The organism is Streptomyces bathyalis, from assembly GCF_015910445.1.
Classification (GTDB): domain Bacteria; phylum Actinomycetota; class Actinomycetes; order Streptomycetales; family Streptomycetaceae; genus Streptomyces; species Streptomyces bathyalis.
Genome location: NZ_CP048882.1, coordinates 4968578 through 4982865, shown reverse-complemented (window position 1 = coordinate 4982865; position 14288 = coordinate 4968578). Strand labels below are relative to the sequence as shown.

General features: G+C 69.6%; 11 protein-coding genes. 3 read left to right on the top strand and 8 right to left on the bottom strand.

Going from position 1 to position 14288, the window contains the following annotated elements; translation table 11 throughout:
* Positions 1-396 precede the first annotated feature (396 nt).
* Positions 397-1074: an HAD family hydrolase gene (locus tag G4Z16_RS21695; protein WP_197352366.1), complete on the bottom strand. Its 678-nt coding sequence runs from the start codon at positions 1072-1074 to the stop codon at positions 397-399.
* Positions 1075-1199: 125 nt separating this feature from the next.
* Positions 1200-1712 carry a DUF6912 family protein gene (locus G4Z16_RS21690; protein ID WP_197352365.1) on the bottom strand — a complete coding sequence of 171 codons (513 nt, stop codon included), beginning with the start codon at positions 1710-1712 and terminating at the stop codon, positions 1200-1202.
* 332 nt (positions 1713-2044) lie between these two features.
* Between G4Z16_RS21690 and G4Z16_RS21685 the strand changes: the two genes are divergently transcribed.
* A complete protein-coding gene (locus G4Z16_RS21685) occupies positions 2045-2566 on the top strand; it encodes an Rv3235 family protein (protein ID WP_246530983.1) in 522 nt (173 codons plus the stop codon).
* 133 nt (positions 2567-2699) lie between these two features.
* On the opposite strand, the gene secA is transcribed toward G4Z16_RS21685, so the two are convergent.
* Positions 2700-5531, bottom strand: a complete 2832-nt coding sequence (gene secA, locus G4Z16_RS21680) for a preprotein translocase subunit SecA (protein ID WP_197352364.1) — start codon at positions 5529-5531, stop codon at positions 2700-2702.
* Positions 5532-5731: 200 nt separating this feature from the next.
* Here secA and G4Z16_RS21675 point away from each other — a divergent pair, with 200 nt between their 5' ends.
* Both G4Z16_RS21675 and G4Z16_RS21670 read left to right on the top strand, forming a co-directional pair.
* Positions 5732-6334: a GNAT family N-acetyltransferase gene (locus G4Z16_RS21675; RefSeq protein ID WP_197352363.1), complete on the top strand. Its 603-nt coding sequence runs from the start codon at positions 5732-5734 to the stop codon at positions 6332-6334.
* A gap of 121 nt (positions 6335-6455) precedes the next feature.
* On the top strand, positions 6456-7634 hold the full coding sequence (locus G4Z16_RS21670) for a winged helix-turn-helix domain-containing protein (RefSeq protein ID WP_197352362.1): 1179 nt from the start codon (positions 6456-6458) through the stop codon (positions 7632-7634).
* A gap of 97 nt (positions 7635-7731) precedes the next feature.
* Here the strand turns inward: G4Z16_RS21670 and G4Z16_RS21665 are convergent, their stop codons facing one another.
* The 5 genes from G4Z16_RS21665 to mtrB all read right to left on the bottom strand — a co-directional run bounded on the left by G4Z16_RS21665 (position 7732) and on the right by mtrB (position 14230).
* The gene (locus tag G4Z16_RS21665) at positions 7732-8487 is read right to left on the bottom strand and encodes a response regulator (protein WP_197352361.1); all 756 of its coding nucleotides are present in this window, start codon (positions 8485-8487) and stop codon (positions 7732-7734) included.
* A gap of 141 nt (positions 8488-8628) precedes the next feature.
* Positions 8629-9324, bottom strand: a complete 696-nt coding sequence (gene hpf, locus G4Z16_RS21660) for a ribosome hibernation-promoting factor, HPF/YfiA family (protein ID WP_197352360.1) — start codon at positions 9322-9324, stop codon at positions 8629-8631.
* A 294-nt stretch (positions 9325-9618) separates the two neighbouring features.
* On the bottom strand, positions 9619-10134 hold the full coding sequence (locus G4Z16_RS21655) for a ComF family protein (protein WP_343070878.1): 516 nt from the start codon (positions 10132-10134) through the stop codon (positions 9619-9621).
* Positions 10135-10427: 293 nt separating this feature from the next.
* Positions 10428-12260 carry an LpqB family beta-propeller domain-containing protein gene (locus G4Z16_RS21650; RefSeq protein WP_197352358.1) on the bottom strand — a complete coding sequence of 611 codons (1833 nt, stop codon included), beginning with the start codon at positions 12258-12260 and terminating at the stop codon, positions 10428-10430.
* Positions 12260-14230: an MtrAB system histidine kinase MtrB gene (gene mtrB / locus G4Z16_RS21645; RefSeq protein WP_246530982.1), complete on the bottom strand. Its 1971-nt coding sequence runs from the start codon at positions 14228-14230 to the stop codon at positions 12260-12262. The genes G4Z16_RS21650 and mtrB overlap by 1 nt, the downstream gene beginning before the upstream one ends.
* Positions 14231-14288 lie beyond the last annotated feature (58 nt).

Here is a 14288-nt window from a genome sequence, read left to right as displayed (position 1 = left end):
GGCTTGTCCGGACACGGCATCGGAACGCGGGCGGTGGCCCGGGGCTCGACGCGTGCCGTGGAGTACGACCAGCGGCGGCCCTTGGCGCTGTCGCGCAACGGGCACCGGGCGGGGGCCGTGGAGCCCCCGGGAGATATCGCGCTGATCACGCCCGTAGGCTACAGCCACCGTGCCGGGGGCCGTCATAGACCTTATGTGTACAAAATCAAGGGTTGCTCTTGGACGGTGTGGACAGCAACGTCGGCCGCCCACCCCGCGTGACGTGGCCGTACGGCTGTCCTTCCTGCACCGTTTCCTCACCGCCCGACTCCTGGATTTCTCCCGGTCCGTTGCGGCCCCGACCGCCCGGACTGCCTTGCCGGCGGCCCCCGTTGGCACCGGCGATCCGGAATTCGCCTATGCGGTTATCTTTTCGGCCGCCTCGACGGCCTCGGCCAAGGTGTCCACCACGGGCACGCCGGCCGTCTCCAGACTCCTCCGGCTGTGCGAACCGCCCGTGTAGAGCACGGCACGGGCGCCCACGTGCGCCGCGGCCATCGCATCGTCGACAGCGTCCCCGATGACAACCGTGCGCTCCGCCCGTACCCCGTGCAGGGACAGCAGATGGCGCGCCATCTGCTCGGCCTTGCCGCCTCCCGTGGGCCCCCTCGCGCCGTCGATGCGTACGAAGTGCCCGTCGATCCCGTGCGTACGCAGGAGCGGGACGAGCCGGTCGTGCGGAGCCAGCGAGCACAGCGACTGCGTGTGCCCGGCTTCCGCAAGACCCGCGAGCAGTTCGGGTGCACCGTCGGCCAGGCCCGCGTGCTGCGCCTGCCGCCAGTAGTGCCGGTGGAAGGCCTCGTCCATCACCTCCCACTCCTCGGCGCTGGGCAGGCGCCCCATCAGCCGCTCGTAGAACCGCGGGACGGGGACGCAGTACAGCTCGCGGTAGCGCTCCAGGGTGATGGAAGGGTGCCCGAGCTCGGCGAAGGCTGCGTTCGTCGCGGCGATGACGGCGTCGATGTCGTGCAGCAGCGTGCCGTTCCAGTCCCAGACGATGTGAGCGGACCGTCTGTGCTTCTTACCAAGACCCATGCTTACGACGGTACGTCGGTGGTCTGACAACGCGATACCGGATTCGGCCGTCCTGACCCGTCGCCCGGTACCGCCACTCGCGGGACTTCAGCCGGTGCCGGACCCGGTGCCCGCGCGGCGCACCGTCAGTCGGCCAGGTGCGGGATCTCCTGCGTGGCGTACCAGAGCAGCTCGTGGTCCTCGGCTCCGTCCACCGTGAACCGGGCGTCGTCGTCGCCCATGTCGGCAGCGCCGAGCGCATCGGCCGCCGCGGTCACGTCCGCCTCGGCCTCGTCGGAGTCCACGTGCACGGCCGCCGCCTTCGACAGCGGTACCGGGCCCTCGATGCGCACCTCCCCGAGGGATTCACGGGCCAGACCGTGGTCGGGGTCGAAGGAGACCACGCCGTCGGCCACGTCAAGGGCGACGACCACGCGGCGGCGGGGAACCTCCGGCTTCCCGGCCAGCAGCCTGAGCGACGCCTGGGCGGCACGGTTGAGCGCCGCGTACTCCAACTCCTCGCTGTCGTCGGAGAGATACCACTCGCGCAGGCCAGGCGTGACCGCGTACGCGACCGTACCGCCGCGCTCCGGCGCCAGCTCGCCGGCCCGGTGGGCGTCGCGCAGCGCGGGGAAGGTCAGGGGCACGTAGACACGCATGGGCTGCCGCTTTCGTGTATCGCCGGAGGGTGTGCCACGCCAGGATACGGGCCCCGCACCACCGGCCCGCCGCCCGGACTTCGTGCAAAGCCGCAGGTGAGAGGGCTCAGACGTCAATCTTGTTCCGGCTGACGTCCTGATAGGTGAATCGCGAGGGCGGTCCGCCGCACAGTTCGTCACGCATTGCGACCGCACGGTCACGCAGATACAACGTTGAGCGAAGCTACCGCTCGGTAGACACCGGCGCCCGGCGGCCTCCCATGGCCGTACGCCGCTGCTTCTCATGACCGCTCAACCACTTCTCGTCACTTGTCGGGGGACTCATGGACGCCATGCCCACACCACCCGCGGCCGCCTCGCCCCGGAGCCGCCGGACCACCGCACGCAAGGCCCCGCCGGGACGCCGGGACTCGCGCCGTCCTGAGATCCGGCGTCCAGGGCCCGTCACGCCCCGCCCCTCCGCCTCCCCCTCGGCCTCCGCACTGAGGGCCGCAGCCGCGAGGGAACGGGAGCGGCAGCCGCCGTTCTGGTTCGCCAGCCGCCTGGTGCTCGTGCTCAGCGGCCAGCGCCCCGTCCACTCGCTTCTGGGACACATCCGCAGCTCCGCCTACGAAGAGCTCTCCGGCCTCGCCTCGCGCGCTCCGCTGCGCCCGCGCGGAGCGGACCGTACGAGTCCGGCCGTGCTGGACGCACGTGGCACCCGTCCCAGCGACGGTGTGATCGAGGCGTTCGCGCGGATCGTTACGGGCAACCGGCAGCGGGCCATGGCCTTCCGCCTGGAGCTCTGCCCAGACCGGCGCTGGCGCTGCGCGGCGGTCGAGCTGGACGGCCAGTCGCCGTCGGACCGGCCCTGACTCCTGCGCGCCGCGCTCCGCCGGTTCCGGCCCCGGGCACCGCCCCGCTCCGCCGGACGCGGACAGCGCTGCGCCCCGCCGGAAGGTCCGGCGGGGCGCAGTCCTGCAAATGTGTGCCGTCAGCGGCAGCGGTTCACTTCTTCTTCCGCTTGCCCTTCTGAGCCTTGCGGCGCTCCGCCCGGGTCAGGCCGTCGGCCTCGGAGCGGATGGGGCCGCCGTTGCCGGTCTCCAACTCGCCCTCCTCGACGCCGCCTTCCGCGGTCGGCGCGGAGTAGTGGAGCCTGTCCGGACGCTGCGGGGCGTCCAGGCCCTTGGCCCGGATGGCGGGAGCGCCGCCCATCGCCGCACCCGCGGCGACCACGTCCTGCGGCTCCTTCTCCAGCGAAGCCTTCTCGTCGGGCAGCTTTTCCTCGACGGGGACCTCTTCGACCTGCTGCTCGACCTGGACCTCCAGGTTGAACAGGTAGCCGACGGACTCCTCCTTGATCCCGTCCATCATGGCCTGGAACATGTCGAAGCCCTCGCGCTGGTACTCGACCAGCGGGTCCTTCTGCGCCATGGCGCGCAGGCCGATGCCCTCCTGGAGATAGTCCATCTCGTAGAGGTGCTCACGCCACTTGCGGTCGAGCACCGAGAGGACCACGCGCCGCTCCAGCTCACGCATGATCTCGCTGCCGAGTTCCGCCTCACGCGCGTCGTACTGCTCGTGGACGTCGTCCTTGATGGACTCGATGATGAACTCGGCGGTCATGCCCTCGCGTTCGCCGGCTGCTTCTTCCAGCTCCTCGACGGTCACGCGCACCGGGTAGAGCTGCTTGAACGCGCTCCACAGCCGGTCCAGGTCCCACTCCTCGGCGAAGCCTTCGACCGTCTCGGCCTGTACGTACGCCTCGATCGTGTCGTCCATGAAGTGCCGCACCTGCTCGTGCAGGTCCTCGCCCTCCAGGACGCGGCGGCGCTCGCCGTAGATGACCTCGCGCTGCCGGTTGAGCACCTCGTCGTACTTCAGGACGTTCTTGCGGATCTCGAAGTTCTGCTGCTCGACCTGGGACTGGGCGGAGGCGATGGCCCTGGTCACCATCTTGTTCTCGATGGGGACGTCGTCCGGCACGTTCGCCATCGCCATTACGCGCTCGACCATCTGCGCCTTGAACAGGCGCATCAGGTCGTCACCCAGCGACAGGTAGAAGCGGGACTCGCCCGGGTCGCCCTGACGGCCCGAGCGGCCGCGGAGCTGGTTGTCGATGCGGCGCGACTCGTGGCGCTCGGTGCCCAGCACGTAGAGGCCGCCGAGCTCCTTGACCTCCTCGACCGCGTCCTTGACCGAGCGCTCCGACTTCTCCAGAGCTGCCGGCAGGGACGCCGCCCACTCCTCGGCGTTCTCGACCGGGTCCAGGCCGCGGTCGCGAAGCTCCTTCTCCGCCATGCCCTCGGCGTTGCCGCCGAGCTTGATGTCGGTGCCGCGGCCGGCCATGTTCGTGGCCACCGTGACCGAGCCCTTGCGGCCGGCCTCGGAGACGATCGCGGCCTCCCGCTCGTGGTTCTTCGCGTTGAGCACCTGGTGGCGTACGCCGCGCTTGTTCAGCTGCTCCGAGAGGTATTCCGACTTCTCGACCGAGGTCGTGCCGACCAGCACCGGCTGGCCCTTCTCGTACTTGTCCGCGATGTCGTCGACGACCGCGTCGAACTTGGACACCTCGGTGCGGTAGATCAGGTCGGCCTGGTCGGCGCGGGCGAGCGGGCGGTGCGTCGGGATCGGGACGACACCCAGCTTGTAGATCTGGTGGAACTCGGCGGCCTCCGTCATGGCCGTACCGGTCATGCCCGAGAGCTTTTCGTAGAGACGGAAGAAGTTCTGCAGGGTGATCGTGGCGAGAGTCTGGTTCTCGTCCTTGATCTCGACGCCTTCCTTGGCCTCGATCGCCTGGTGCATGCCCTCGTTGTAGCGGCGGCCGGCGAGGATACGGCCGGTGTGCTCGTCCACGATCATGACCTCGCCGTCCATGACGACGTAGTCCTTGTCCTTGTGGTAGAGCTCCTTGGCCTTGATGGCGTTGTTCAGGTAGCCGACGAGCGGCGTGTTGACCGACTCGTAGAGGTTGTCGATCCCGAGCCAGTCCTCGACCTTGACGACGCCCTGCTCGTGGATGCCGACCGTGCGCTTCTTCTCCTCGACCTCGTAGTCGCCGGTCTCGGGCTTCTGCGTGCGGGGATCGCCGGCCTCGCCCTTCTCCAGGCGCTTCACGAGCTTGGCGAAGTCGCTGTACCACTTCGTCGCCTGGTCGGCGGGGCCCGAGATGATCAGCGGCGTGCGCGCCTCGTCGATGAGGATGGAGTCGACCTCGTCGACGATCGCAAAGTTGTGGCCGCGCTGGACCAGTTCGTCCTTCGACCACGCCATGTTGTCGCGCAGGTAGTCGAACCCGAACTCGTTGTTGGTGCCGTAGGTGATGTCGCAGCTGTACTGCTCGCGACGCTCCGCCGGCGTCATGTGCGCCACGATGCAGCCGACCGAGAGACCGAGGAAGCGGTGGACGCGGCCCATCCACTCCGAGTCGCGCTGGGCGAGATAGTCGTTCACCGTGATGATGTGGACGCCCTCGCCCGAGACGGCGTTGAGATACGCGGGCAGCGTGCCGACCAGGGTCTTGCCCTCACCGGTCTTCATCTCCGCGACGTAACCGAGGTGCAGCGCCGCACCGCCCATGATCTGGACGTCGTAGTGACGCTCACCGAGCACGCGCTTGGCGGCCTCCCGCACGGTCGCGAAGGCCTCCGGCATCAGGTCGTCGAGGCTTTCGCCCTCCGCGTACCGCTCCTTGTACTCATCCGTGAGGGCCCGGAGCTCGGCATCGGACAGGTCCACGAAGTCCTCTTCGATGGAATTCACCTGCCGCGCGATGCGGTCCAGCCTGCGCAGGATCTTCCCTTCACCTGCGCGCATGAGCTTGCCGAAGACGGACACTTTAGGGTGGCTCCTTGCCGGTCGAACCTGGCACGGTCAGTGCGCGGACACGGCGATACGGTCGCCGCCGCACCGGCCATCGTATGCGAGGGACGTACGCCCCTGTACCCCTAACGGTCCGGAGCGCTGGAAGGTGCCGCCGCGGGCGGCCGGTCGGAAATCGCCCGGCCGGGCGCGGGGCCCGGAGGCACAATCACTCCATGGAGCCCACCACCCTCACCACCGAACGCCTCTTGCTGCGTCCCCTGGACGAGAGAGACGTGGAACCGGTCCGGGCGGCCTGCCAGGACCCGGAGATCGTGCGCTGGATACCCGTGCCGGATCCGTACGGGCGCAAGGACGCGGAGGACTTCGTATTCGGTGCCAGCCGGGCGGGTTGGCGGGACGACACGATGTACAACTTCGGCGTCTTCACGAAATCGGGTGGCCTTGTCGGCTCGATGGGCCTGGTGCGGCTGGCCCAGCTGCACACTCCTGAACGGCAGGCGGAGCTCGGGTACTGGACCGTCAAGGAGCACCGCGGCAAGGGCTACACGGTGGAGGCCGGCCGCGCAGTGATCGACTGGGCGTTCTCGACCCTCAAGGCGGAGCGCCTGGAGTGGGTGGCGGAGGTGGGGAACGTGGCGTCGCGGGCCGTGGCCCTGCGGCTGGGATTCGTGATGGAGGGGACGCAGCGCGCGCGGGTCGCCCATCGCGGCACGAGGAGGGACGCGTGGGTCGCGACGCTGCTGCCCACCGATCTGGGGCGGCAGATGGAGACGCCGTATCTGCCCGCCGCCGCGCGTCTGGTCGCCGACAGCTGAGGCGGGCGGGCGATCCGCCCTCGATGGCCGGTTCCTGCAGGGAGATCGGCGGCTCTGATCCGGTGCGCCGGTTTCGCCCGCCCGGTCCGGGTGTCAGTGGGGGCGTCTATCGTTCTGCGGCATGACGACTGTGGATGTGTCGCTCTCCGCCGACGAGGCCCGGCGGATCGCCCTCGCGGCGCAGGGGCTGCTGGGCGCGCCGGACAGGCGTGCGGGAGTACGCGGAGTGCTGCGGCGCCTGGGCGCCGTCCAGTTGGACACCATCTCTGTTCTGGCCCGCTCGCACGAACTCGTTCCGTACGCGCGGCTGGGCGCCGTCGGCCGCTCCGCCGTCGAGTCGGCGTACTGGACGGGCGGCCACAGCTTCGAATACTGGTCGCACGCGGCCTGCATCCTGCCCGTCGAGGAGTGGCCGCACTTCGCCTTCCGGCGCCGTGAGCGGCGTGCGCGGGGGCACCGGTGGCACATTCTGGAGGACCGGGAGGCGGCCTGCGCAGTCGTGCGGGACAGGCTCAAGGCCGACGGTCCGCTGACCACCACGGAGCTGGGCGGCGGGAAGAACGGCGGCGAGTGGTTCGACTGGTCCGAGACGAAGATCGCCGTGGAGTGGCTTCTCGACACGGGCGAGGTGGTCTGCACCGAGCGGCGCGGCTGGAAGCGAGTCTACGACCTCGCCGAGCGCGCCATCCCGGACGAGCTGCTGCACGACGACATCGACGACCACGAGTGCATGCGGCGCCTCGTGGCCCAGGCCGGGGCGGCGATGGGCGTCGCGACGCGCGCCGACCTCGCGGACTACCACCGGCTCAAGGGTGAGCAGGTGGACGCGGTGCTTCCTGACACGGATCTGGTGCCCGTCCAGGTCGAGGGCTGGGGCAAGCCCGCCTGGGCCGACCCTGCGGTGCTCGAGTCCCCACCACGGGGGCGTCACCGTACGACGCTGCTCTCGCCGTTCGACTCCCTGGTCTGGGACAGGCCGCGTACGCAGCGGATATTCGACTTCACGCACAGGCTCGAGGCGTACGTGCCCAAGCCGAAGCGGATACACGGCTACTTCGCGATGCCGCTGCTCTCCGGCGGCAAGCTGCTGGGCCGGGTCGACCCGGGGCGGGAGGGCAACACCCTGCTGGCCCGCCAGGTCTCCATGGCCGGCCGGAAGGCGGTCGCGCCGATGGCGAAGGCTCTCTGGGAGGCGGCTTCCTGGGTCGGCTGCGAAGAGGTGCGGGTGGAGCGCTGCGACGACGCGAAGCTCGCGGAAGCGCTGGCTCACGCCCTGACGGACGGCCCCGAAGGGGCGTGAACGGGCCCCCGGCCAGTGGTGCCGGGTTTCTCGGGAGCGCCGAGCCGCCGTGCGCAGACCGCTGATTGCGGGAGCCGGACCGCCCAGAGGGGCGAGGTCAGCGGATCTCCAGGATCTTCTCCCGCATCGCGTAGACCACGGCTTCCATGCGTGAGTGGAGCTGGAGCTTCTCCAGGATGTTGCGCACGTGGTTCTTGACGGTGTTCTCGCTGATGAAGAGCTCTTTCGCGATGTCGCGGTTGTTCATGCCGGTCGCCACGAGCTTGAGCACTTCCAGCTCTCGGTCGGTCAGCTTCGGAGCCGGTACGAGCTTGCTCTCGTCGGTGCGCTGGATCATCGACTTGAACTCGGTGAGCAGCTTCGCGGCCATCGACGGGCTGATCTGGGACTGGCCGTCGGCCACCGCGCGGATCGCCGCCGACACCTCGTCCGTGGAGATCTCCTTGAGGAGATAGCCGGTGGCGCCGGCCTTGATGGCGTCGTAGAGGTCGGCTTCCTCGTCGCTGATCGTCAGCATGATGATCTTCGCGCTGGGCGCCACCTCCTTGATGGAGGTGCATGCCTCGATGCCACCGCGCTTGGGCATCCGGACATCCATCAGCACGATGTCGGGCAGCAGGTCGGCGGCCTTCTCGACGGCTTCGGCCCCGTCTCCCGCCTCGCCGACGACCTGGATGTCCTCCTCCTGAGCGAGGACGATCTCCAGTCCGCGCCGGAAGAGTTCGTGGTCGTCCACGACGAGCACACGGATCGGCTCCGGCTGCTGCCGCTCATGCGGGGCACCGTTCTCCAACGCATCCCGTACCGGGTGCGCTTCCGCCATGGGCATCACAGGCCCGAAGCTTTCCGCCATCAATCCTCCCCCTGCAGGCTATGCCGCGCCAACCGCGCTGCACAGGGCACAGGTTGACGAGTGAGGCCATAATTCCACGTTCGCGCCCCCGGCCGAGTTCTCGACCCGGCGCGGGGGCGCGGTCTCAACGGTTCCGAGCGGTCAGCCACCAAGTGCGCCGCCGGCTTCAGGAGGCGGGTCCACAGCGAACGGATCCGGGTCCAGATGAATCACGCCGTAGTCGTAGCCGTGCCGACGGTAGACGACGCTGGGCTGCTTGGTCTCGGAGTCGACGAAGAGATAGAAGTCGTGGCCGATCAACTCCATTTCGTAAAGAGCCTGGTCCAAAGCCATCGGCGCGGCGGGGTGGGTCTTCTCGCGGACGACGAGAGGTCCGTCGCCCTGGACTTCGAGGGGGCCCACCCTGGTGGTCATCGGCTTCTCTTCGGTCTTTGCCGGTGCGGGTTCCGCTGCGGCGTCGAGTTGTCCGTTGAGTTCTGCCGCGAGGTGTGCTGTGGCTGCCGCGACGCTGATCGGCGCGCGGCTCCCTCCACGGTGAACCCGGCGCTTGTCGTGCTGCTTGCGGAGTCGCGCCTCGAGCTTTCCTACTGCCAGGTCCAGCGCAGCGTAGGGATCGGAGGCCGCTGCCTCCGCACGAATGACCGGCCCGCGAGTGCGGAGCGTGATCTCCACCCTCTCGGAACGGTCCGCCTGCCGGGGATTGTGTTCCTTGCACACCTCGACATCCAGGTTGATCACCTTTCCGTCGAGCTTCTGGATCTTCGCCAGCTTCTCGGCCACGTGCTTGCGGAACCTCTCAGGCACCTCTGTCTTGCGGCCCTTGACGACGATGTCCACGCAGAACTCCGTTCCCGGAGCACTCCGCCATAGGGATGCGGAGTGCCTCCTTTGTGCACTGACACCGGAGGCAGGGCCTGCCTATTGCCGCCAGCCTCCGGAACCTCGGCTTGCGACTTTCACCTCCTTCTCCCCCTGGGGGAAGATCGTCACCCCACCTCGAACGTACCTCCACCAGAGGATGCTGGGCACCCCCTACTGGCACGTACCTACGTTCAGGTATCAATTTGCGACAACGACCCTCGATGGCACTTGATGTCTGGTAATTGTTCGCAGCTTTCCCAGGCGGTCTTCTCAGGTTTTCGGCCTGAACGCGACAACGGCTGCCGCGTTCACCTTCCATGGTCCCTCTGCGAGGGCGCGAGCCGCCTCGGCCAGCGACGCACCTGTCGTCATCACATCGTCGACCAGCAGCGACTCCCCTCTGGCCAGCAGCTTTCCACTGCGCGGCACCAACTCCAGCGCGCCACTGACGTTCACCGCCCGCTGCCGCGCCGTCAGCCCCGCCTGGTCGGCCACCGTGCGTCTCTGCCTGAGCACAGCCAGCACGCGGGTGGGCAGTCCTTCCCTGCGCAGCTCACGGGCTGCCGCCAAGGCGACACGGCGCACCGGGTCATGCCCACGGCCAGCCACCGCGAGCCTCGCCGACGGCACCGGCACGAGTGTCAGCGGCCCATTCTGTTCTTCCCCCTCCCCCTTCCCGGCTGTTCTCCGCACATGTACGCGCGCTTCACGCACCGCGGCTGCCAGCAGTCCGCCGAGCGGACGGGCCAGCCGCAGCGCCCCGCGCTCCTTGTGGGCAAGAAGCACCGCCCGCGCCCCTCCGACGTACGGCACCGCCGCGTACACACGGGGAAGCCCGTGCGGAACAGGCCAGGGGCGCACCCGACTCGGCCGAGCGCCCGCAACGGCCCCGCCGCACCGCGCGCACAAGTCCCCGCGCACCCCGGGCAGTCCGCACCCGGCGCAACTGGACGGAAGCACCAACCCTGCGAGTTCCTGCTGGAGCCCCTGCAACAACTCCCGCATGTCGACCACTTTCCCAGCGGCGGCGACCGCCCGCCAGGCCTGTGGATAACTCGCGGAACAGGGCAAACGGATGCCTAGCCGGGGTAGGCGGGGCTCGTGCCGCTGTCCGTCAGTGTCTTCCAGTTGGCGTCCGGGGGCAGCCGTACGATGCCGTCCTCCGAGTCGGCCAGCAGCGGCTTGCTCTCGTCCTCCGAAGCGGCCACGCCCGTCACGTCGTTGATGCCGGGAAGGGTCGGCTGGTCCGACGCCGAGCCGTCGGTCTCGATGTACTGCATCTGCTGCACGCTGCCGGACTCGCGCCCGACGACCACCAGTCGGCTGCCGCCCGCCCAGGACATCGCCGCGACATCCTCGAACTGCGGGGCGAGAGGTCGCAGGGCGGTGACCCTCACCTGCGGATCGTCGGCCGTCCCCCCGCGCTGGACGCGGCCCAGCCTCAGCGTCCGCGACCCGTCCTTCTGCCGTATGTGCAGCGCGATCCGTACACCGTCCGACGCGATCCGGAGCGACTCGATCCGCTCCCCCTTGGCCAGATCCGGCACATCGACCTCGTCGGGCTTCTCCTTGCCCCCGGCCAGGCGCAGCAGACGCGGGTCGTCCGGGTCGCGGTCCGCGACCCACAGGTCGCCGAGACCGTCCCAACTGGGCGCTGTCAGCCGTTCGTTCTCGCGCTTCGCCTTGCTCGTCAGCACGGGCTCACCCAGCTCGGCGCCCTCCGTGAGGCGTGCGACATACAGAGAGCGGCGGGCGCGGGAGACCGCCGCACCCTCCTGTTCGGCACGGTTGACCGCCACGGCGCCCATCTCCGTCTCGCCCTTGCCGAGCGCTCCTTCGACCGGCCTCGGGTCCTCACTTCCTTCCTCGAAGGAGGAGACGCGGTGATCGCCGTCGACGAAATACTGGGCTGACGCACGGCCGTTGAGCCGCCCCGGCTCGTTGTCCTCCGCCTGCTCGCGCGTGCGCTCGCACCGGGTCCTGCCGTCGGGACCGGCGAGCGTCACCTTGCTGACCTTCGCCGACGCCTGGTCCTGCACCGAGTGCAGCACCTGGGCCGCCATGCGCACGCAGCGTCGCTCGTGAACCCTGGTGGCCTTCGAGTTGAGCCGTACGGTCAGCGCTCCGGCGTCGTCCAGCGACAGACGCTGACCGCGAGCCAGCCGCGAACCCTGGGGGAAGGACGAGCGAACCACCGGGTCGATCCAGCCGGTCGGACCCGCCAGAAGCGCCTCGACCGTCGCCGTGACGGGGTCTATCCGCCGGCGCAGGAAGACCGGATCTGCGACCAGGACGTCCTTGCCGCCCGTGATCGACTCCGAGTCGCCGCCCAGCTCCGCGTAGTAATAGTTGTTTATCGGGCGGTAGATGCGCTGGAAGTCGGACTCGCCGAGCACCAGCCCGTCGGGGAGCCGGTCGATCCGCCACTCCCCGTCCTCCTTGGACAGGTGGAAGCCCTTGGCGTAGTCGCCGGCGACGGGGGAATAGGAGTGACCGGCATCGACCTCGGCGACGCGGGTGCCGGTCACCTGGACGGTGAAGCCTTTGCCGCCGCTCGTGTCCTCCCGTGCGTTGCCGGGGCTGGGTCCTCCCGAGACGACGCTCGTACTGGCGAAGGGATCCCAGTGGCCGGCCGCCCCGTCGGTGAGATATTCCTTCGCCGTCGAGAAGGCAGCCTCGTCGCTCGTCGTCGCCTCGAGGAAGCCGCGGACGATCTGCTGCGGCTTCTCGCCCTTCTGCGGGCTCACGCCGAAGACGCGCACCTGCGAGTCGGAGTCGGCGCGGTGCGAGGAATCGACGTGATCGACGGTGCCGTCGTCCGGCATGGAAGCGCAGCCCGACAGCAGCAGGGCGACCGCGGTCAGCTGGATCGCCGCAGCCCGGCAGCCGCGCCTTCGCCGCTCAGCACCCATCACCGTTCTCCGTCCTCGCCCTTCGGCTCGTCGTCGGTACCGGAAGCGGTGGAGCGCGGCGCGGCGAGCGTGGATGCTGACGCGGGCTGCCCGCCGGCCGCTCCGGTCGGGACGGACTTCGGGGCCGGCACCGGCGCCGGTGCCTCCGCCGCGTCCGCCCGGGACGCCGTTCCTTGCCGCCCCTGGGCCGGAACCATGCCCTGACGGGCCCGCTGCCCGTCCGCCGCACGCCTGCGGCGGGCATCCGCCGGCTGGAGCGGGATCGGCGAGGAGCGCAGCGTCTCGCCCGCCGCGGACGGCAGCGTGAGACGGAACTGCGAGCCGCCTCCCGGAGCGCCCCACACCTGAAGCCACCCGCCGTGCAGCCGTGCGTCCTCGAGCGCGATGGACAGGCCGAGGCCGGAGCCACCTGTCGTACGGGCCCGCGCCGGGTCGGCCCGCCAGAAGCGGTTGAAGACCCGCTCCGCCTCGCCGCTGCTGAGCCCGACGCCGTAGTCCCGTACGGCGACCGCGACCGCTCCGCCGCCGGAAGCCAGCCTGACCACGACGTCGTGGCCCTCCCCGTGCTCTATGGCGTTGTCGACGAGGTTGCGCAGCACCCGCTCGATGCGGCGCCCGTCCGCCTCCGCGATCACGGGCTTCTCGTCGCCGCGCACCAGGACGCGGCTGCCCTTGCGGTCGGCGAGCGGTTCGCACCCGTCGACGACGCGGCGGACGATGTCGCGCAGGTCGATCGGGTCGGCCTCGAGGTTGGCCGCTCCCGCGTCGAAGCGGCTGATCTCCAGCAGGTCGCCGAGCAGTGACTCGAACCGGTCGAGCTGCCCGAGCAGGAGCTCCGCGGAACGCGATGTGGCGGGGTCGAACTCGTCCCGCGCCTCGTGGATCACGTCCGCGGCCATGCGGACCGTGGTGAGCGGTGTGCGCAGCTCGTGGGAGACGTCGGAGACGAAGCGGCGCTGCATGCGGGAGAGCTCCTCCAGCTGCTGGATCTTCACCTGGAGGTTCTGCGCCATCTTGTTGAAGGACTCGCCCAGCCTGGCGATGTCGTCCTCGCCCGTGACCTTCATCCGCTCCTGGAGCCGCCCGGCCGCCAGACGCTCGGAGATTCCGGCGGCCATCCGCACGGGCGTGACGACCTGCCTCACCACCAGCCATGCGATCGCACCCAGCAGGACGACGACGAACACTCCGGCCGTGGCCAGCGTGCCCTTGACGAGGTTGAGCGACTCCTCCTCGAGCGTGAAGGGGAAGACGTAGTACATCTGGTACGGCGCCCCGCCGGCGTCGTTGAGCCGCTTGCCGACGATGAGCCCGGCCGTGCTGCTGCCGTCCTGGCGGTAGACCTTGGCGTAGCGCTGATGGGTGCCTGGCTGCTTGTCCAGGGCTCTGCGCAGGTCGGCGGGGATGCTCTCCTCGGGACGGATGTCGCCGGAGGCGCGCGGCCCGCGCGTCGTGGAACGTCCGTTGCCCAGGAACGGGGACTCGTCGTTCTGCGAGCCGAGCGCGACGACGGAGTAGACGCCCTGGCCGCCGCTCGCCAGCTGTTCCACGAGGTTGTTCAGCCAGGTGCCGGTGTTCTGCGTGCTGCGGCCTCCGCTGCCCGGTCGGCCCTGACCCTCGCCGCTGCGGCCACTCCCCGCACTGTCGGCCATCTCCTGGGCGGCCGCGAAACCGCCCGCAGCCTGGCTCTGGGCCGTCTTCTCCTTGGCGTCGAGCAGGCCGTTGCGCACCTGCCCGATGACGACGATGCCGAGCAGCAGCACCACGCCGAGTGACATCAGGAGCGTCGCCGCGACGACGCGCAGCTGGATGTTCCGCCGCCACAGCCGCAGTACGGGCAGCAGCGGACGGCGGACCCATCGGATGAAGAAGCGGACCGCGGGATGTGCGCGCGGCCCGGTGGTGCCCTCGAGGAGCAGCCCTTCCGAGAAGAGCGCTCCACTTCGCCACAAGCGCCGGAAAGTGGACATTTCGGACTCTTGTGCCGCGGCTCCGTCCACACCGGTGTGCTGCTGGACGGAGCCGTTC